The following is a 19,394-nucleotide window of genomic DNA, read 5'->3' on the forward strand; positions in this document are numbered from 1 at the left end:
GGTCGCCGACCTTGGCCGCCAGCGCCTGCTTCAGGATGTACGTCGTCACGTCTGCCTTGTCGGCCATGCCAGCTCCTTCACGTTCGCCGCGGGCAACGCCGCACCGCTCGCTTCGTCGGTGCGGCAGAACCTCGCGGCACCATGCCGGGGATCACTTTCGGCGGCACGGCATCTCGCCGGCGGCGATCAGGGCCTGGGCGATCGCCACCGTACGGCGGCTCTGATGGCGGATGGCATCGAGATCCTCCGGCCGCGGATCGGCGTTCTCGGCTCCGACGATGGCCGACGCGCCGTAAGGGGAGCCGGCCTCGAGCATCGCCTCGTCGGTGTAGCCCGGCGGGAGGATGACCATGCCGAGATGGGCCATCGGCGCGTAGAGCGACAACGTCACCACCTCGGATCCGCCATGCGGCCACGAGGCGACGGCGAAGGCGCCACCGACCTTGCCCGACAGCGCGCCGCGCTTCCATTGCGGGCCGAGCCGATCGAGAAAGGCCTTCAGCTCCGTGGCCATCGCGCCGAAGTAGCACGGCGTGCCGAACAGGATCGCGTCCGCCCACTCCGCATCCTCATGGGTCGGCTCCGGATAGAGCGCGTTCTGTCGCGCGGCGTTCTCGGCCCAGCCGTCGACCTTCGCCATCGCATCGGCGTCGACGACCTCGCGGGCTCGACGCAGCCGCACCTCGGCGCCGGCCGCACGCGCCGCGTCGGCTGCGCCCACGGCCAGCGCTTCGACCGAACCGGAGCGGGAATAGAAGGCGATCAGCACGCGGGCCGGATCGAGATCGGATTGGGACACGATGATTTCCTCTTCGAGATCACTCGAAGTAGGGCCGGAAACATCCGTGGAACCGAGAGCTGCCAAAGGGCCGCGCCACGATGACGTCGATCCGAACCGTCGCGGCGAATGTTGCAGAGACCCGGCGCGAGGTTTGCCCGTCGTGCCGGATCGACGGTCGATAGCGCCACAGGGGCGGACCTATCGCGCGAGCCGCAAGTTACTTGCTCGATGTCCGGCAAGATCGGACGAGCGAGGTTTCACGGTGGCAGAACAACTCTCTGGGCAGTCCGGTCGACAGGGCAAGCGCGGCAAGCCCGCACTTTACGTGCTGGTGGCCAGCGTCGGGCTGATGATCGCGGCCCTGGTCGGCCTCATGGTGTGGCAGGGAGCCAGCGCGCCGCCCGATTATGCCAGCCAGAGCCAGGCGGCCTCGCGGGCGGAGGTCACGGGATCGACGACCGGCAAGGACGGCGGCACGTCGTCCGCGAACACCGGCGCCGTGCCGGCCGGAAATCCGGCCTACCCGCAGCCCGCGAAGCGAAACGCCAACTGAACCGCACTCGGATCCGGGCGTTCCCGGTGCCGACGTCCAGCTTGGGAAAACCCGCAATGACCCTTCGTTCCGAAACGCCCCCCGCCCCGGGCAACCTCGATTTCGGCGAGGCGCCGGACAGCGAGAATCCGACCTCGGCGCAGCTGAAGGCCGACATCGACAGCGGCCGGACGGGCGACAAGGCGAGCCACGGCGATGTCGGGGCGGCACCGCTCGGAACCTGCGACGAGGCCGGGGATACGCCCCCGACCCCGCAACGGATCAAGCTGGCCCGCGAGACCGAGGCGGCATCCGAGCAGGTTCGGGCGGCGGCCGACGTGCACGGCGAACGATCCTGGGTCATGCCGGTGTTCTACAGCGCGATCGTCGCCATCCCCGTGGTGATCGGCGGCGCACTGCTGTTGCTGCGCTGACCGACGGGATGTGTGTCGGCGCGCTTGGTGCCGAGCACGCCTCGACCGACGATCGGCTCGGCAGGACGGACGGTGCTGGGTACGCTTGGTCGAGGAAGATTTTCGGTCGGCCAAGGACCTCGCGATCAAGAACATACGATCGTGATGCCGGAGCCTTTGTAGATTTGGTGCACCCGCCGAAACGGCATGATCCGGTCGCCCGACGCAGCCGCCGGTGTTTCGCATCACCGACCGTTGCCGCCCTCAGGTGGCGGGTACCAGCCTTCGGGTCGGTCGGCGGGCTTCGCGTGCTGCTTGCTCGACCGCTTACGGTCGACCGCGAGTGAATTCCTGGACATCGGCCGTCATCGGTATCGCAGCCGGTGCATCGCCCTTTCCCTATTGGGTGAGATCGACGAACCACAGGGATTGAGCTTTTCCGATTGGTGATGCCGAAAGCAGGCTTCGAATTCCAAGAGCAACGACGATATCCATGCTTCGCGAAGCTGCTTCTGCCTTCACGCGACCATGCGGCGAATGCGAGCGAAGCCGGCAACCAAAGACGTCGACTTCTGTTGGACAACCATGCCGGTGAAGCGCGACCTCGACCACTCCTTCGTTCTCGTCGTCGAGGACGACGACCTCGTGCGCATGTACGCGGTCGAGATGCTGGAGGATGCCGGCTTCGCGGTGATCGAGGCCCGTCAAGCGGACGAGGCCTGGTTCATCCTGCACGAGCGCTCGGACATCGCGGCGATCTTCACCGACGTCGACATGCCGGGGACGATGTGCGGCGTCACCCTGGCCGGACGCGTGTCCGCGGCTTGGCCGGACATCCGGCTCGTCCTGACCTCGGGGCGGCACCGGCTCGCCGACACGGAGGTGCCGGACCACGGCCTGTTCGTGCCGAAACCCTACAAGGCAGCCCAGGTCGTCGACGCGCTGCACCACGCGGCCTGAGATCGACCAACCGCTCGGCCGCCTGCATGGCTCTCATCTGATTCTGCGCGGGAACAGCGCCCGCGATCGTCGCATCACGCGATCCGTCGCGGCGCGCCATCCCTGGGATTCGCCCCGATCGCGGAGCGGTTTTCAATCGATCACCTCGACGATGCGACGGGTGCCCGGCTCGACCAGCACCGGATGGTCGTTGACGATGGTGTAGTTGAAGCCCACGAGCTCGAACTCGCGAGGAACGTCGTAGTAGACGATGCCATCCTCCGGCAGCACGGTCCCGACCCGAACCGGGCCGCCATAAGCGAACGACGGCCGTCGCTCGGCGTGGGCGTAGATCCGGAAGCGTTCGCGGCGGTCGATCCCGAGGATGCCGTTGGCGGTGCCGACGGCCGCACCGATCGCGCCGCCGACGACGGCTCCGAGTGGGCCGGCCATCTCCTCGCCGCGCCGCGAGCCCTCCCGTGCCCCCTGATGCAGACCCTGCGCCTGCGCGGCCGTGCCGAGGAGGACGAGGAGTGCGGCCGAGGCCAGGGGGTGACGCATGGTATCGATTCCTGAGCGAGTGGCGTCCGACGGCGAGAGTCCGCGAACGCCGGCACGGTAGCACCGATCGCACCGGAGCCGGTGGCGAACGTCGTCGACCCGCGAGACGAAGTCGGCGTCTTGCGGGTCGATGCGGCCCGGCGATGTCAACGCTGGCCGTTTCGCTCCTGTGCCGCCCGCAGCCGATCGAGGAGGTCCATGGCCAGCGCGGCGCGTTCCGTCGGCTCGGTGACGGAGCGGCGCAGGACGACGCGGCCTTCGCGGACGACGAGGTCGTCCTCGGCCGGCATCGGCCCGGCCTTGATGCCGGGCCGGAGGTCGGCTGCGATACCCTGCGGGCCGCCGCTCAACCGGGCGACGCCGAGCGCACGGCAGGCCGCACGCAGACGCCCGAGGGCGAACAGCGCCGAGACGGGTTCCGGCGGAGCACCGAAGCGATCCTCGACCTCGCTCGAAAGCGCCTCGATCGCTTCGATGTCCCGGAGGCGCAGCAGGCGGGTGTAGAGGCTGAGCCTGATCTCGGGCTCGGGCACGTAATCGCCCGGGATGCCGCCGGGAAGCCCGATCTCTATCTCGGGGCACCAATCCTCGGCCTCCTCGCCCTTGGCGAGGCGGAGCGCGAGCTCGAGAAGATGCCGGTAGAGACCGAGGCCGACGAGCTTGGCGTGGCCGGCCTGATCCTCGCCCACGAGATCGCCCGCGCCGCGCAGGTCGAGGTCGCGGGCGCTGATCGCGAAGCCTGCGCCGAGACGGTCCATCGCCTCCAGCGCCCGCATGCGCTGCTCGGCGGCCGGGCTCGGGGGGGCATCGGGATCGAAGAGCAGGTGGACGACGCCGCGGCGCTGGCCGCGCCCGACCCGGCCGCGCAGCTGGTGGAGCTGCGCCAGCCCGAACTTGGCCGCCTCCCAGACCAGCATCGTGTTGGCGCGCGGCACGTCGAGCCCGCTCTCGATGATCGCGGTGGCGAGGAGCACGTCCCCGTCGCCGTCGGCGAAGCGCACCATCGCCTCGTCCATTTCCGACGGTTTCAGGCCACCATGCGCGACGACGACCTCGAGGTCGGGAACGAGGGCGCGCAGGCGCTCGGCCATCGGCCCGATATCATCGACGCGGGGGCAGACCACGAAGCTCTGCCCGCCGCGCCGGTGCTCACGAACGAGCGCGTCCTGCAGGGTATCGGGATTGAACGCGGCGACGATCGTGCGGACCGGCTGACGCAGCGCCGGCGGCGTCGCCAGGATGCTGAGGCTCTGAAGGCCGACGAGGGCGGATTGCAGCGTGCGCGGGATCGGCGTCGCGGTGAGCGTCAGCACGTGGCCGCCGCCGGCGAGACGACGCAGGTCCGCCTTGGTCTTCACCCCGAAGCGCTGTTCCTCGTCGATCACCGTGAGGCCCAGGTCGGCGAAGGCGACGCCGCGCCCGGCCAGGGCGTGGGTGCCGACGGCCAGCCGCACCGTGCCGTCGGCGAGGCCCGCCTTCACGCGCCTGGCCTCGGCCGGGGATACCAGGCGGGAGAGTTGCGCCACCGCGATGCCGAAGCGGCCGAAGCGTCGGCGCAGCGTCTCGGCGTGCTGGCGCGCGAGCACCGTGGTCGGCGCGATGAGCACCGCCTGCCGCCCGGCGAACACCGCTGCCGCCAGCGCGCGCAGGGCCACCTCGGTCTTGCCGAAGCCGACGTCGCCGCAGACGAGCCGGTCCATCGGCACTCCGGAAGCGAGATCCGTCGCCACGGCCTCGATGGCCGCGGCCTGGTCATGCGTCGGCGGAAAGCCGAAACCGGCCGCGAAGCGCTCCATCTCCCGAGCCGGAGGCCGGATCGCCGGGACGCCCGCCTCGCGACGTTCGCGGGCCGTCCCCAGCATGTGGCGGGCGGTCCGCGCCATCGTCGCCTCGGCCTCCAGGCGGCGGCGGGCCCACGTGCCACCGTCGAGCTTGTCCAGGGTGACGGCGCTCGGCTCGGAGCCGTAGCGCCAGATCCGGTCGGCCTGGGCGACGGGCACCATCAGGACGGCGTCGTCGGCGAACCGCAGGCGCAGGGCTTCCGTCGCCGGCCTGTCGCCGACCGCAGCGACCTGCTCCAAGCCCTCGAAGACGCACAAGCCGCGGTCGCGGTCGACCGCGACGTCGCCGGGGCGCAGATCGACCTCGCACAGCGGCAGGACGTGGCCTGCGGGACCGACCGGCGCGGCGTCCGGGCCGTAGAGGTCGGCCGCCGCGATCACGGTGGCGCCGTCGGCGTGGAAACCCGCCCCGAGGGGCGCCTGCAGGGCAAGGACCTCCCCCGGTTTGGCCGAGGCCACCTCCGCCCAACCGTCGATCAGGCGAACCGCGGGGTCGGCCACCGCGGATGCTTCGCGCACGAGCCGGCGCAGCGGAAGCGTCGGGCCGGCCAGGACGATCCGCCGCCCGGCCTTCAACTCCGCGCGGAGAACCTTGGCGAAGGCAGCCGTCGGACGCGCAGCCCCCGCCAGGCTCGACAGGGCGATGTCCTTGGCCGCGTCCCGGGTCGCCGCGGAGAGCGTCCGCGCCTCGACCGCCTTCGTCCAGTCCGAGAGCGACAGATACAGGTCGTCTCCAAGCCCCACGTCGCTCCGGCCGTTCCGCCCGGCTCGCTTCATCGCGCGCGCCTCGTCGATCTGTTCGAAGAAGGCGGCCATCCGCGTCGACGCTCCCTCCTCGACCACGAGGCCGGCATCGGGAAGATAGTCGAGGGGCGTCACCAGGCGCGGGTAGAATCGGGCGAGGGCGTGCTCCTGGCCGGTGAAGGGGCGCAGCCGCTCTTCCGAACCCGCGGCGAGGACGATCTCGGTGGCCGGATCGATCACGAGGCGGTCGACATCTCCGACCGATCGCTGGGTGATCGGATCGTAGACCCGGATCGCCGTGACGCGGCCGTCCGCGTGCTCGATGCGGGACGGCCTGGCCGCGTCGGCCGGGAACACCTCGATGGTGCGGCCGCGCACGGCGACCTCGCCCGGCTCGTCGACGCGCTCGTCCACGACGTAGCCGAGACGGACCAGGGCGGCGGTGATCCGCTCCGGATCGATCCGGTCGCCGATCGCGAGGGGCACGTGCGCGTCGTCCCAGGTCGCTCGTGGCGGGACGCGCTGGGCGAGCGCCGGCCCCGTGGTCATGACGAAGTCCGGCGGCGCTCCCTTACCGCTCAGCCGGCGGAGCACCGCGGCGCGCGCTCCCATCGTCGCCCGGGACGGCGACGCGTGGTCGAACGGCAGGCAGTCCCATTCGGGGTAGACGAGGATCTCGGCGTTCGGAGCGAGCGCGCGCAGGACGCGGGCGAGGTCGTCGAGACGACGCGCGTCGCGCGCGACGTGCACGACCGGCTTCGACGCGTTCGACCGGCTCGATCCGGCCTGCGCAGCAATGTCCAGGAGCGAAACCGCGAGCGCCCCAATCGGAACGAGGGGGGCGTCGTCCAGCTGCGCAGGTGCCGGCTCTGCCACCTTCCGTCGACGCTCGGCCATTCCGCACTCCGTCCGCAACCCTTGGGACTCCGGCAACGCGGTTCGGTCCGGACCGGTCCCATCCGAAAGGCGGCTATTCACAGCTCAAGCGTGCGGCGTGCCGCCGCTCGCACCGCCCGCCGTCGAGCCCGCGCCACGGTGGCGCGGTCGCGCGGCAGGGCGTCGAACTAGCCGCAGCGTTAGGGCATCTCGACCTCGACGTGGACACGGAGAGGAAAGCCGCCAGAAGATCGGCACCGCTCTTGGGGGAACGCACCGCACCGATCCACAAGCTATCCTATGTTAGTGCGAATCTCCTCCGAAGGTGCAGTTCTAGACCATCGCTGACCAGAATCCCGGCCGTCAGCGCCTGCGAGACGCTCGTGCTCCCGCCGTTTCCAGCGCGGCAAATCCCATGGCGGGCCCCGACAACGACGTTCGTGCGGATGGCGAGGGTCGGCGCATCGACGGCGGACGCGCCACGATCGCCCGGGCGCGCCCATCGATCACGGGACCGGGGCCCGGCCGATGAGCGGGCCGCCGTCGGCAGAACCGGAGGGCGTGCCGTGCTACCGGGCGATGATGTTCGGCGCGGACGGCCGGATGGTCCTGCAGGCCGTGATCGCCGCGGCGGGCGACGACGACGCCAAGGCGCAGGTCCAGGCCCTGGTGGATGGTCACGGTATCGATCTATGGGATCAGCTACGCTTCATCGCTCGGTTCGAGCCGGACCCGGCGCCACCGCAAGTCCGAAACGCCGCGGCGCGATCCTCCGATCGCGCAGGGATGCAGATCAGGCCCAACGAAGATCAGTGAACGCATGGACGACGACGACGCACCGATCCCGATCGAGCAGATCCGGCAGCGGGCCTACGACCTCTGGGACCGCAATCACCGCCCGGAAGGCCAGGAGATGCGATTCTGGGTTCTGGCCGAGCGGGAATTGAAGGCGGAACGGAAGAACCGAGGCGAAAACCGGAACGCCGATCCGCATCATACGTGAGGCTCCGGCGGCCCAAGGCCCCCGGACCGACCAGATCGTCCCGAGGGACGACCCGCTAGCCCCCTGCGGCGGTTTCTTCGAGGCGCTCGGCCGCGTACCGGGCGCGTGCCGCGCCGTCGCTCGCCGACCCCGTGCGCATGCACCAGTCGATGAACGCGCCCAGCTCGATCGGTACGCGAACGACGTCGACGCCGCTGCGCTGCACCTCACGCTCGACCTGCTCGGCGGACATGCGCCACGCCTCGTACGACGCCGGCAGCTTGGCGCCGTCGACGAGGCCGTGACGGAGCGCGTCGTAGTGCTCGGGGCCGTACCAAGGCAGACCGACGCGGCGCGGGCGACTCATCGCGTACCTTGTGTGTGAAGCGGTCGACATGCGGCGTTCTCTGCGCGTCAGCTACCCGGTCACGGCCGCGGTGACCATCCGGCGCTCGCCGCATCCGCGGCAGAACCGCTCGAACGTGCTCTTGCGCTGGGAACACGCCGAGCAACGCTCGAACACCCCAAGCCCGCAATGCGGGCAGAAGTTCGTGGCGGGATCGTCGAGGGCGATCCCGCGCTCGCAGCCGGGACAGACTTTCCGGGCGAGGCGCGCGAGCGCTTCGTCGGTGGCGATCTCGGTGCGGCGCTCGGCATCCGGCCGCGCTTCCACCAGGGCTTGCCGCTCGCGGTAGGCGTGCAGCGCGTTGATCGCGGCGCGGCCGCCCACGAGCGTCAGGACCGCGCCGACGCCGTACTGCACGTAGCCGCCGTAGCTCGGCAGGTAGGGCACCAGCTCGACGAAGAACGCGAAGGCCGCGGCGAAGGCGAATCCCCAGACGAACGGCCAGTTGCGCGTGCGCCGGCGCTTCAACAGAAGCCAACCGGCGAGGATCAGGAGAGGCAGCGTGAGGGCGAGCCGATAGCCGAACACGCGGAGTTCCTGACCGCGCTCGGCCGAATCGAGCCGGGCCTGCGCCTCGGCCTGCAGGGCGCCGTCGGCGGCCGAGAGCGCCGCCTCCCGCTCGCCGAGCTCGAAGGCCGTGCGGTTCAGGCCTTCGAGCCGCTCCTCGACGGCGCGCTCGGCCGCCTTGAGCTGATCCAGCCCCTCGGTGCGGGCGACGAGACCCGGATCCTGGTCAACGCGCTGGGTGGCGTTGCGGGTCTTCAGCCAGTTCGCGAAGGTCTCGCGCGCCGACTCGGTCGCCGAGCGGGCGGCGTCGAGGGCCAGTTGCGCCGCCTCCGCCTGCCGCCGCGCGTCGTCCTGCTCGCGCCGGATCTGCTTGAGGGCGGCGGCCGAGGCGCGCGCCGGCTCCGGGTCGAGGAACTGATCCACGGTGTAGCGGTGCTCGACCTGCGGCAGGTCGCCGACCACGAGCGAGCCCAGGCCGATCAGGAAGCCCGCAAACAGCAGGGCGACGAGCCACAGGGCGGCGTTGAACCAACGCTCGGATACGCGGGTGCCGTTGGCCACGCAGATCGGTCCTTATCTCTGGAGAAGCTTTGGGCATTCCGGCACGCCGGAGCTCGCAGCACACCACGCGCAGGCCCCGAGGAACGCGTCGAAGCCGTCGATCCCGACCGAGGCGACCGGCATCTCGGCCGCCGCCGGCGTTCCCATCACGACGGCAAGCCGAGCCGCGACGCGCCGAAGCGCGTCCGCTCCGCCGGCAACGCGCGTCGTCGGCCGGCTCACAGGTTGCGCAGGGCCAGGAGCGGCACCAGGGCCGCGAGCGCCACGGGGACGGACCAGTATTCCATCCGGATCCAGAACAGCTTGTGGACCCTGTGCAGCAGCACGCGCTGGTTGGTGGCCGGATCGAGGAGTTCGCGGGGCGGCGTGCCGTTGAGGTTTCGGCCGACGAACCAGTTGGCTGCCGCGGCGGCGAGCAGGCCGAGGCTGACGGCGAGGAACGTCAGCTCCGGATGGCCGAGCGCGCGAAGCGCCAGCCCACCCGAGGCGCCGACGAGAAGGGCGGTGCCGAAAACCACGGGCAGGACCAAAATGCCCCAGCCGGACCAGATGAGCAGCATCACCACCGCCTGAGATTCGATCCAGGTCGCCGCCGAACAGACGACCGCCCAGGTCGCCGCCGAACAGACGACCGCGACGGCATGATCCGGTCGATCGGTGGCCGCCCGCGCAGGACCATCGAAGTCTCTTGGGCTTGGGATTGAGGCGATGCTGTGTTCACGGTCGCGTGAGCATCGGAGCCGGACGGCAGTGGACGAGGTCAGTTCTGGGCGGCATGCTCCGTCCGTGCCAGCGCGTACACGGCTTCGCAGCGTTCCAGCCAGAGATCGCGGGTGAACAGTCGCGAGACCCGTCCATGCGGGACGGTGCGGGGAATGGCGCGTGCCTCGCCGATCGCGCGGGCGAGCGCGGCCACGTCGTTCACGGGCGCGAGGCGGCCGGCCGGGCCGACGACCTCCTCGGCCGCGCCCATGGCGAAGCCCGCGACCGGCACGCCGCAGGCCATGGCCTCCACCGCCACGAGGCCGAAGGGTTCGTCCCAGCAGGGCGTGAACAGGAAGACCGAGGCGCGGCCGATCTCGCGCGCCAGCGCGGCGCCGGAGAGGTGGCCGCCGTATCGGATCGAACCGCCGATCTGGGGCGCGACCTCCGCCTCCCAGTACGCCCGGTCCTCGATCGGGCCGAACACGGTCAGCGGCATGCCGGCACGCCGTGCCGCCGCGACCGCGAGATGCGTGCCCTTGATCGGCGCGATGCGCCCGGACCATACGGCGGTCCCGTCGCCGCGCTCATGATACGGCCAGGCGCCAGGATCGACGCCGTTGTGGAGGACGGACACGCCCGCCAGTACCGCGTCCGGCCACCACAACGTGCGCTGCGCCTCCGACGTGACGGTGATCCGATGACCGGGCCCGAGGCTTTCGTCCACGAACCAGCGCAGCGCGTCGTAGGGCGGGACATGGAGCGACGTCACGGTCGGCACCACCGCGATGCGCCGGCGTTCCAGGGGCAGCCGGCTCAGGCTATTGTTGTGGAGCACGTCGAACCCGCCGGCCGCGATCCGGTCGCAGGCGGCGGCGTAGCCGGCGTCGACATGGGCGACGAGGCCGGCGTCGCCGCGATGCTCCAGCCCGGGAAAGCTGCGCTCATGATGCACCGGGATTACGGGATCGACGGCGAAGCGCGGATCGCTGTCGCCGGCGGCGAACAGCACCACTTCGTGCCCGCGCGCCATCAACCCGTCGGCGAGGGCCCAGCTCTGGGCTTCCATCCCGCCCGCGAAGGGGCGCGCTACCGGATGCCGGAGATGGGCGAGGAGCGCGATCCTCACGCAGTCGCCGCCGGGGCGGCCTGGGCTTCGAGGAAGCGGATGACGGACGCCGAGTTGCTGTAGGGCTGGTGGCTCTGCTGGCCGGTGAGCGCAAGATCGCCGGCCTCGGGGTGGCGCAGGATGCGGATCGGCCGATCGGGGGCGTCGTCGATCAGCCCCATCACCTTGAACGCGTAGAGCCAGTGCCCCATGGTGCGGTAGCCCCACTTGGCCTCGAACAGCTCGGCATTGCGCACCACGCTGGCGAGGTGGTGGACCGGCGGCATGTGGTGCGGGTGGTACTGGTGGTAGGCCAGCCCGCCCTTCATCCAGGCGATGGGGATGCCGGCCTGATCGAGGATCTTGCCGAAATCGGTGTCCTCGCCGCCGTAGCCGACGTAGCGCTCGTCGAAGCCGCCGGTGGCGAGGAAGGTGGCGCGCCGGATGGCGAAGTTCAGCGACCAGAAGCAGCGGTAGTCGCGGCAGATCTCGATGCCGGAAGCCGGAGGGCCGCGACGGTCCGAGTGGCGCTCGGCGACCGCGGCGAAGGCCTCGCAGGTCCAGGCGCCCGCCGTGGCCTTCTCGGGCAGGTGCAGGACCTCGCCCATCAGCAGGCCGTCGAGCTCGGCGAGCCCGCGCGCGTAGTCGGCCACGAGGTCGGGGGCCGGGATGCAGTCGACGTCGAGGAAGACGACGGCGTCGCCGCTCGCGGCCGCGACGCCGCGGTTGCGCGCGGCCGCGAGCGGCAGCTCGGTGCCGGGGACCAGGATCTGACGGACCGGGAAGGCCACCTCGGGGAGGTCGTAGGGCGCGTCCTGCATCACCGCGACGATGAACTCGACGGGGGCCTGCGTCTGGCGCTCGAGGCCGAGGAGCACGTTGCGCAGGTGCGCGGGCCGCCCCTTGGCGAGGGTCACGACGGAAACGGTGGACATCGGGCGGTCTGGCTCCTGGACGATCGAGCGCGGGATTGAGCGGGCGGTCAGCGGGCGACGACGGCGAGCGCCGGTCGCTCGGCCGCGCCGCTCCAGAGTTCGTCGGCGAGCCCTTCGAGCCAGCCGGCGGCGCGGGCGGCGGCGTCCGGCGCGTAGAGGCTGCGCAGCGGGGCGGGATCGAGGGTGCGGGCCCGGGCGAGGAGATCGCGCCAGCCCTGCAGATCGCCGGGCCAGACGGGGGCCTGGACCGCGGCGCCCAGGCGGACCAGGGCCTCGGCCTTGCGGGTCTGCTCCCCGAAGTAGCGCCATTCCGGCATCACGATCAGCCGGCCGCCCACGCGGGCGACCTCGTGGACCGTGTTGTCGCCGGCCGAGGCCAGCACGATGTCCGCGGCGGCGAGGTAGTCGGTCACCGAAGGCACCCAGCCGAGCTCGCGCAGGTTGGAGAAGTCGGTCTCGTGGCCCTCGCGATGGGTCGGCCCGAGGGTGAGCCACAGGGCCTCGGGGGCGGCGCGCGCGGCCACCGTCAGCGGCGCGTAGGGCGTGCCGCTGCCCCCGCCGCCCGTCACGGCCACGACGATCTCGCGCGCCGGATCGAGGCCGAGCCGTGCGCGCGCCTCGGCGCGACCGGGCACGCCGTCGACGCTGGTGCAGAGGCCGCCGCTGTAGAAGGTCTTGGCTCGCAGGTACGCCGGATAGTCGTCCTGCTCCATCCGCTCGTCGAAGGGGGCGAGCATCCCGACGCAGGCCTCGTAGGCGCCGACATGGCCGATGTCGGAGCGGTCGCCGTGCATGCGGATCTGCACCGCCGGCACGCTGGCGATGCGCGCGAGCAGCGCGATCTCCGCCGAGACGTCGACCACGAACAGGCCGACCTCGCGCTCGTCGAGGTGGTCGAGGATCCGCCGCATGGTCCGCCGCATCTCGGCAAGGCCGAGGGGCACGCAGTGCATCACCTGCGGCGTCGGCTCCGCGTAGAGCCGCGGCGTCGGCACGGACGCGCCGATCATGTTCGGCAGCGGCACGATCTCGATGTCGCGGGAGAAGCCGTCGAACAGCTGGGGGCCGGCCGTGAGCACGGAGAGGGGCCGGTCGCGGGCGAATTCGGCGGCGATCGCCATGGTGCGGTTGGCATGGCCCCGTCCCTGATGATGGACGAAGAACGCGATGGGCTTCTTCATGGCTGGAGTGTTCGCAAACCGTCAGGAGAACAGGGCGTCGGGCCGCAGGGCGGCGGCGACCTCGTCGGCGCGCGGCCGGCGGACGAGCCGGATCGTCGGGGCGTCCGCGTCCCAGGCGATCAGCCCGGCGGCCCGGAACTGGTCGAGCCAGTAGGTCATGCACCAGCGTCCGTGCCTTCGGTGGAAGCGGGCGGCGTTGGCGAGGATCGCCTCGAAGTGCTGCAGCGGCGGCACGTGGACCGGGTGGTGCTGATGGTAGGCGCAAGCCGCCGCCACCCAGAAGGTCGGCAACCCGCCGGCCGCGAGGCGGACGGCGAGGTCGGTCTCCTCCCCGCCATAGCCGGCGTAAGCCTCGTCCATGCCCCCGACGGCGTGCCAGGCGCGGGCCGGCAGAGCGAAGGACAGGCCCCAGAGCTGGCCGGGATCCGGCTCCGGGCGCAGGCCCGTTCGCGGCACCGCCGGCCGCGCCGGATGCCTCTGCCCGGCCCGCGCGAGCGCCGCATCGTCGGCGGCATTCCCCGCCTCGGACCCGGGCGGCAGATACAGCACCTCGCCGAGGAACAGGCCCTCGGCCTGCGCCGCCGCTCGGCGATAGGCCGCGACGAGGCCGGGAGACGGGATGCAGTCGACGTCGAGGAAGATCAGCAGCTCGCCGCGGGCGGCCTCGGCCGCGCGGTTGCGGGCGGCGGCGAGCGGCATCGGCTCGCCCGCCACGTGGAGGTGACGCACGGGACAGCCCGGGTCCGGCAGGTCCGGCGCGGGTTCGGGCTGCATCCAGGCGATCACCAGCTCCCGCGGGGACGCGGACTGGCGCGCCAACCCATGCATGAGGTTGCGCAGACGGTCGGCCCGGCCGCGGACCAGCGTCAGCACGCTCGCGGAGGGCACATGCGAAGGCTCAGCCGGCATCGGCCAGCATCCGGCGGAAATGGCCGACGCCCTCGATGATGCCGCGGGCGTGCGAGGTGCGGGCGACGTAGGAATGCTTCAGCGCGGCATGGCTCGCCAGATCGTCGGAGTAGTTGGCCACGATGATCGCCTGCGCCTGGGCGCGCAGCATCTCGACGTCGTTCCCGGAATCGCCGGCGACGAACACGGCCCGCTCCGGCAGGCCGTAGAGCGCCCGGACGTGGGCGACCGCCGTCCCTTTCGAGGCCGCTGCGGGGAGCACGTCGAGGTAGCGTCCGTGGCTGTGGATCACGCTGGCGCGGTGCCCCGCCTGCGCGAGACGGGCGAGCACCGCCCGTGCCGTCGTCGCGTCCCCGAAATAGCTGAGCTTGTGCCCGCGCTGCTCCAGCGGGCCTTGCGGCACGAGCCCGTCGAGATCGGCGAGCGCCGCGCGGACGCCGGAGCGGTCCCACCCGGTCGAGACGACCGCGCGCCAGGCCAAGTCTGCCGTGTAGGTCACGCCGTTGGGATCGAGATGGTAGATCTCCGAGCCGACCGAGGTGATCATCACCTGCGGGCGCGGGCTGGCCTGCTGCTCGAGGATCGCCATCGCGGAGTGGAAGGAACGGCCGGTGGCGACGCCGAAGGCCAGCCCCGCCTGGCGGCTGCGCCAGCGCCGAAAGATGCCGAGCGACGCCGCGCAGCCGACGAGGGTGTTGTCGATGTCGCAGACCAGCAGCTGACGCGGCACGGCCAGCGGCGGCTCGGGCGCCCGCAGCGCCCGCAGCAGATCGTGGTAGCGGGCGGCGTGCTGGTCCCAGTCGTAGGCGGCCGCCGCGCGGGCGCCGCCCGCGACGCAGGCCGCATATAGATCGGGCTCGTCGAGGATCCGCAGGCACGCGGCGGCGATCGCATCCGGCGCGCGCGGGTCGACGAGGAGGCCGTTGCCGCAGGTCTCGACGATGTCGTTGGGGCCGCCGCTGTCCGTCGCCACCAGCGGCAGGCCGGCGGCGGAGGCTTCGAGGAGCGTCAACCCGAACGGCTCGTTGAGGGCGGGGTTCACGAACACGCCGCCGCGGGTGCGGGCATAGGCGTAGATCGCCGGCACGTCCTCCGGGTCGTGGGTCTTCGGATAGGCGACGCGGCCGTAGAGATCGTAGCGGTCGATCAGCACCAGGATCTCGCGCAGGGTCGCGGGCATGTCGCCGTCGAGCGCATCGATATCCTCGCGCATGCCGGCCATCAGGACGAGGTTGGCGCGGGCCTGAAGCTCCGGGCTCTCCCCATAGGCCCGCACCAGCGCCGCGAGGTTCTTGCGCGCCACCGGCCGGGCGAGGGCCAGCAGCGCAGGCTTGCTCGGATCGTGCAGGAAACGGTCGATGGTGGCGTCGACCCGCGGAAGGGGCTCGGCCGCGGTGAATCGCGCCAGATCGCTGCCCGGCGGCAGGACACGGATGCGGCCGGGATCGTAGGCCGCGTAGCCGGCATACTGCACTTCCGCCTCGTCGCGGGACGAGGCGATGATCAGGCTGGCGCGGGCCAGGGCCCCTTCCTCGGCGGCGATGCGAGGCGCGAGATCGGGGCCGTTCTCGGCGCCTGCGCCGAGGATCGACGCCTTGACCCGTCCGAGCGAGTGGGCGGTGAACACGAAGGGGATCCCGAGCGCGTCCTCGACCAGCCGCGCGACCGAGGCCGCTTCGGCGTAGTGGGCGTGGATCAGGTCGGGCGCCCGCGCCTGCCGGCCGATCCAGCCCGTGAGGTTCCGGGCGAAGCTCGCGACCTCCGCGTGCATCTCCTCCTTCGACCGGTAGGCCGGCGACGCGCTCGCGAGCCGCACTAGCTCGACCTTGTCGGAGATCCGCTCTTCGGGCACGGCGTAGTCCGGGCCATGGATGCCGTCGAACAGCCGCGTCGCCATCACGATCCGCTCGATGTCAGCATCCTGAGACGAGGCCGCGACGAGGTCGAGCAGATAGCGGATGTGGCCGCCGGTGTCGGCGGTCAGCCCGAACGCGACGCTGCCGCCGCGAAGGCAGCCCTGCAAGGCGACATGCAGGACGAACATCAGGCCGCCGGCGTCTCGGGCGTGCCGGGACGAGAGAACGCTGCAGGTGAGGTACCCATCGTGATCCGCGTCGCCCAAGTCGCCCCGAACATCTTCCCCGTTCCCCCTGAGCATCACGGCGGCACGGAGCGGGTCATCCACGACCTCGGCACGGCGCTCAGTGGCTTGGGGGTGGAGGTAACACTGTTCGCCCCCTCCGACAGTGCGACAGACTTGCCGCACGTGGGCGATCACCCGAGTCTTTCGGCCCTCGAACGCCGCCATGGACGCGTCGCGCCCGGCGTCCCGGCGGCGCTGGACGCTCTGCAGCTCGAGGCGCTACGGCTGCGCCTCGACCGGTTCGACATCGTGCATTGCCATGGCGAGTTCGCGCATGCGGCGCTTCTCGGCGCGCGACGGCGCCACAGCCTCACGACGGTGCACTGGCGCGTGGACGAGCTCGACCGGGCATTGTTCTTCGCGGGCTTCCCCGACCTGCCGGTCGCGGCGATCTCGGCGGCGCAGGAGGCCGGCATCCCGGCCGCGAACCGGGCGGGGATCGTGCATCACGGCATCGCGCGGGACCGCTACGCCCTGCAGACGCAGCCCGGCGCGCACGTCGCCTTCGTCGGCCGGATGACCGACCAGAAGCGGCCGGACACCGCGATCCGCGTCGCGCGCGCCGCCGGCATCCCGATCCGGCTCGGCGGCACGGTCGACGTCGGCAACCCGGACTACTTCGAGCACAGGGTCCGCCCGCTGCTGGGTGACGACGCGACCTATCTCGGACCCGTCGACGATCGTCGGAAGGGGGAACTGCTGGGCGGCGCGCGGGCGCTGCTGTTCCCGATCGACTGGCCGGAGCCCTTCGGCCTGGTGATGATCGAGGCGATGGCCTGCGGCACGCCCGTGGTGGCCTGGAACCGCGGCTCCGTGCCGGAGATCGTCGAGGACGGCGTGACGGGCTTCATCGTGTCTTCCGAAGCGGAGGCGGTCGCCGCGCTCGGGCGGATCGAGCAGATCGACCGCGCCCAGGTCCGCGCGCGCTTCGAGGCGCGCTTCACGGCCGACCGCATGGCGGCCGACTACCTCGCCCTGTATCGCCGCCTGCTCGCCGCCTGATGCGGGTCGCCTACCTCGCCTGGGACTACCCGCCGGCCCCGAGCGGCCTCTCGACCGCGGCGCGCGAGATCGCGGAGAGCCTCGCCATGGCCGGCGCCGACGTGACGGTCTTCGCCCTCGACCGCACCGGCCGCGAGCGCATCGGCGGCGTGACCGTTGTCGGGATCGCCCTGCCGCCGGGCGGCGCGCTGGCGCGCCTTCGCCGCTGGGGCTCGGCCGGCCACCTCGCGGCCCCCCTCGCCTTCCGCCGCGCGGTGCGCGCGGTCCACGCGCACGCACCGTTCGACGTGGCGGAGGCGACGAACTGGTACGCCCCCGCCGTGCTGCTGGCCCGGCGCCGGGACCTGCCGCTGGTGACGCGAAGCTCGACGCCGGCGGCCTTCACGCGCGACGCCCCCGCCTCGCTGCGCGACGGGTTCGACGGCCGCACCGCCGACGCGCTGGAGCGTGCCCAGGCGCGCGGCAGCGCCGGCTTGATCGCCAACACGGCCGAGCACGGGGCGGTGATCGCCTGGGCCTACGCTCTGTCCGGCCGGCAGCCGGAAGCGGTGATCGGCCTCAGCCTGCCGCCGGAGATCACGGCGGCCGCGCGGGGCGCGGCCTATCCGGACCATTCCGAGCCGGTGCGCCTGCTCTTCGTGGGACGGGCGGAGGCGCGAAAGGGCTTCGACGCCCTGCTCGGAGCGATCGCGATCCTCGCCGACGAGGCCGCGTTCGGATCGGTTCCGCCCTTCGTGCTCGATCTCGTCGGCGTGCCGCCGTCGGACCTCCCGGGCGATTTGCCCGGCGGGGCGCAGGCCCGCATCCGCGCGCGCGGGCGGGTTCCCGCCGACGAGCTCGCCGAAGCCTACGCCGCCGCCCATGCGGTGCTCGCCCCCTCCCGCTACGAGAGCTTCGGCCTCGTCTACCAGGAGGCCCTGGCCTATGGACGCCCTGTGGTGGCCTGCGCGCTGGATGCCAGCGCCCGCGCCTTCGTCGGCGACCCCGGCGCGGGGCCCTTGGCACGGGACGCGACCGGCCCGGCGCTCGCCGACGCCCTCCGCCCGCTGCTCGCCGACCCGGGCCTTCGCCTGGCCTACCGAACTCGTGCGCTCGCGGCGGCCGGACGCTTCAACCGGGCGGCCCTCGGCCGCGAGACCCTCGATCTGTACGCGCGCGCCATCGCGGCGAGCCGCGCTCGGGCGGCGCGCTGAGCCGAGCCCCGAACCGGGCGCTCAGTCGCGAAACGGCCGCAGCAGCGCCGCCTCTTCCTCCGGGCGCCCGCGTCCGGGGGCGAGGCTCTCGTAGCGCCGCGAGCGCGCCAGGATGTGCGCGCGGCCGAGATGATGCTCGATCGCCCCGTGCAGCGCGATGACGCTGCGTGGCCAGCCGCCGTCGAGCACCGGCCGCTCGTGCACGCGGCCGCCATAGCGCACGCTCCTGCGGTTCAGCCGGTACTGGACGTCCGGGTAGACGTCGGAGAGGACGCCGTCGACGCGGTTCCAGCGCGGCAGCCCGACCGAGAGAACATCGCCCGCCTCGGCCAGGCCCGCAAGCGCCGGGAGGCGGCGGCCCGCGGCGGCGTCGAGGGTTTCGTCGGCGTCGAGCTGCAGCATCCAGGGATGGCGGGCGAGGTCCTGGAGTGCGTTGCGCTGCGCGCCGAAATCGCCGTCCATCGGCCGCGCGGCCACGCGCACCGCACCGTGCGCGAGGCCGGCGGCGGCCATGGCGCGCGGCGGACCGGCCGACGCATCGAGCAGGACGACCACGTCGTCGGTCCAGGCTGCGTGGGGCTCGACGCCGGCCAGGACGCGCTCGAGATCCGCAGGGCGACAGAGCAGGCCGAGGGAGACCGGCATCGTTTCCCCCACGTCGAGGGCGTAGAGGTCCGCCTGCGCGGCGCGGATGCCGTGCGGCCGGCGCAGATCCGCACGGCCGTCCCCGTCGCGCGCGCGAATTCCGAGACCGGCTCCGGTCGCGGCGCTGCGCAGGGTGTAGAGGTCGAGCCCGTAGGCGCCGTCCGGGTCCGGAACGAAGGCCGGTGCGGCGAGGCGTTCCGCGAGATCGGCACGGCAGCGGTCGGGATCGGCATCCGCCGTCAGCAGGAGCCCGCAGGAGGCGCAGGCGAGCGGAAAATCGCGGCGGCGACCGCCCGGATACGTGAGATGCCGTTCGGTCGGCTGCAGCATGTCTGCGGCGCAGACGAAGCATCGGCGCATCATCGGTCCAACCCTCCCGCTCCGCCGCCGCACCTTGCCGCGTGGGGCCGACGCCATACCTCCGCTGCTCCTC

At 72.1% G+C, this 19,394-nt stretch carries 19 protein-coding genes; 7 read left to right on the forward strand and 12 right to left on the reverse strand.

What is annotated here, in order from left to right:
* Positions 1-151: 151 nt before the first annotated feature.
* Complete coding sequence (locus tag MKK70_RS00630) at positions 152-799, reverse strand: NAD(P)H-dependent oxidoreductase (RefSeq protein WP_243945389.1); 648 nt, start codon at positions 797-799, stop codon at positions 152-154.
* A gap of 244 nt (positions 800-1,043) precedes the next feature.
* Here MKK70_RS00630 and MKK70_RS00635 point away from each other — a divergent pair, with 244 nt between their 5' ends.
* The 3 genes from MKK70_RS00635 (at position 1,044) to MKK70_RS00645 (ending at position 2,686) form a co-directional block, all read left to right on the forward strand.
* Positions 1,044-1,334 carry a hypothetical protein gene (locus MKK70_RS00635; RefSeq protein WP_147727702.1) on the forward strand — a complete coding sequence of 97 codons (291 nt, stop codon included), beginning with the start codon at positions 1,044-1,046 and terminating at the stop codon, positions 1,332-1,334.
* A gap of 56 nt (positions 1,335-1,390) precedes the next feature.
* Complete coding sequence (locus MKK70_RS00640; RefSeq protein WP_147727701.1) at positions 1,391-1,747, forward strand: hypothetical protein; 357 nt, start codon at positions 1,391-1,393, stop codon at positions 1,745-1,747.
* 564 nt (positions 1,748-2,311) lie between these two features.
* The gene (locus MKK70_RS00645; RefSeq protein ID WP_147727700.1) at positions 2,312-2,686 is read left to right on the forward strand and encodes a response regulator; all 375 of its coding nucleotides are present in this window, start codon (positions 2,312-2,314) and stop codon (positions 2,684-2,686) included.
* A gap of 132 nt (positions 2,687-2,818) precedes the next feature.
* Here MKK70_RS00645 and MKK70_RS00650 read toward each other — a convergent pair whose 3' ends face one another.
* Both MKK70_RS00650 and MKK70_RS00655 read right to left on the reverse strand, forming a co-directional pair.
* Positions 2,819-3,226: a DUF1236 domain-containing protein gene (locus MKK70_RS00650; RefSeq protein ID WP_243945391.1), complete on the reverse strand. Its 408-nt coding sequence runs from the start codon at positions 3,224-3,226 to the stop codon at positions 2,819-2,821.
* Between the two features lie 146 nt (positions 3,227-3,372).
* Entirely contained in the window at positions 3,373-6,708 is a 3,336-nt protein-coding gene (locus MKK70_RS00655) for a helicase-related protein (RefSeq protein ID WP_243945393.1), read from the reverse strand.
* Between the two features lie 507 nt (positions 6,709-7,215).
* Between MKK70_RS00655 and MKK70_RS00660 the strand changes: the two genes are divergently transcribed.
* Both MKK70_RS00660 and MKK70_RS00665 read left to right on the forward strand, forming a co-directional pair.
* Positions 7,216-7,503, forward strand: a complete 288-nt coding sequence (locus MKK70_RS00660; protein ID WP_243945395.1) for a hypothetical protein — start codon at positions 7,216-7,218, stop codon at positions 7,501-7,503.
* A gap of 4 nt (positions 7,504-7,507) precedes the next feature.
* A complete protein-coding gene (locus MKK70_RS00665) occupies positions 7,508-7,690 on the forward strand; it encodes a DUF2934 domain-containing protein (protein ID WP_147727696.1) in 183 nt (60 codons plus the stop codon).
* A 55-nt stretch (positions 7,691-7,745) separates the two neighbouring features.
* On the opposite strand, the gene MKK70_RS00670 is transcribed toward MKK70_RS00665, so the two are convergent.
* The 8 genes from MKK70_RS00670 to MKK70_RS00705 form a co-directional block, all read right to left on the reverse strand.
* Positions 7,746-8,036 (reverse strand): hypothetical protein, encoded by a 291-nt coding sequence (locus MKK70_RS00670; protein ID WP_243945398.1) that lies wholly within the window; start codon positions 8,034-8,036, stop codon positions 7,746-7,748.
* A gap of 51 nt (positions 8,037-8,087) precedes the next feature.
* Positions 8,088-9,143 (reverse strand): serine endopeptidase, encoded by a 1,056-nt coding sequence (locus tag MKK70_RS00675; protein WP_243945400.1) that lies wholly within the window; start codon positions 9,141-9,143, stop codon positions 8,088-8,090.
* A 218-nt stretch (positions 9,144-9,361) separates the two neighbouring features.
* Entirely contained in the window at positions 9,362-9,703 is a 342-nt protein-coding gene (locus MKK70_RS00680; protein ID WP_243945402.1) for a hypothetical protein, read from the reverse strand.
* Positions 9,704-9,903: 200 nt separating this feature from the next.
* Positions 9,904-10,974 carry a glycosyltransferase gene (locus tag MKK70_RS00685; protein ID WP_243945403.1) on the reverse strand — a complete coding sequence of 357 codons (1,071 nt, stop codon included), beginning with the start codon at positions 10,972-10,974 and terminating at the stop codon, positions 9,904-9,906.
* On the reverse strand, positions 10,971-11,888 hold the full coding sequence (locus MKK70_RS00690) for a galactosyltransferase-related protein (protein WP_147729707.1): 918 nt from the start codon (positions 11,886-11,888) through the stop codon (positions 10,971-10,973). Before MKK70_RS00690 ends, MKK70_RS00685 begins: the two co-directional genes overlap by 4 nt.
* Before the next feature lie 47 nt (positions 11,889-11,935).
* Entirely contained in the window at positions 11,936-13,069 is a 1,134-nt protein-coding gene (locus MKK70_RS00695; RefSeq protein WP_243945405.1) for a glycosyltransferase, read from the reverse strand.
* Between the two features lie 21 nt (positions 13,070-13,090).
* A complete protein-coding gene (locus tag MKK70_RS00700) occupies positions 13,091-13,978 on the reverse strand; it encodes a glycosyltransferase family 2 protein (protein WP_243945407.1) in 888 nt (295 codons plus the stop codon).
* On the reverse strand, positions 13,968-16,022 hold the full coding sequence (locus MKK70_RS00705; protein ID WP_243945409.1) for an HAD-IIB family hydrolase: 2,055 nt from the start codon (positions 16,020-16,022) through the stop codon (positions 13,968-13,970). Before MKK70_RS00705 ends, MKK70_RS00700 begins: the two co-directional genes overlap by 11 nt.
* Positions 16,023-16,082: 60 nt before the next feature.
* Between MKK70_RS00705 and MKK70_RS00710 the strand changes: the two genes are divergently transcribed.
* Complete coding sequence (locus MKK70_RS00710; protein ID WP_313899064.1) at positions 16,083-17,123, forward strand: glycosyltransferase family 4 protein; 1,041 nt, start codon at positions 16,083-16,085, stop codon at positions 17,121-17,123.
* A complete protein-coding gene (locus tag MKK70_RS00715; RefSeq protein WP_243945412.1) occupies positions 17,123-18,316 on the forward strand; it encodes a glycosyltransferase family 4 protein in 1,194 nt (397 codons plus the stop codon). Before MKK70_RS00710 ends, MKK70_RS00715 begins: the two co-directional genes overlap by 1 nt.
* A 21-nt stretch (positions 18,317-18,337) precedes the next feature.
* Here MKK70_RS00715 and MKK70_RS00720 read toward each other — a convergent pair whose 3' ends face one another.
* Positions 18,338-19,321: a hypothetical protein gene (locus tag MKK70_RS00720; protein WP_243945435.1), complete on the reverse strand. Its 984-nt coding sequence runs from the start codon at positions 19,319-19,321 to the stop codon at positions 18,338-18,340.
* Positions 19,322-19,394: the final 73 nt, after the last annotated feature.

The organism is Methylobacterium sp. E-041 (assembly GCF_022829665.1).
Taxonomy (GTDB): Bacteria; Pseudomonadota; Alphaproteobacteria; order Rhizobiales; family Beijerinckiaceae; genus Methylobacterium.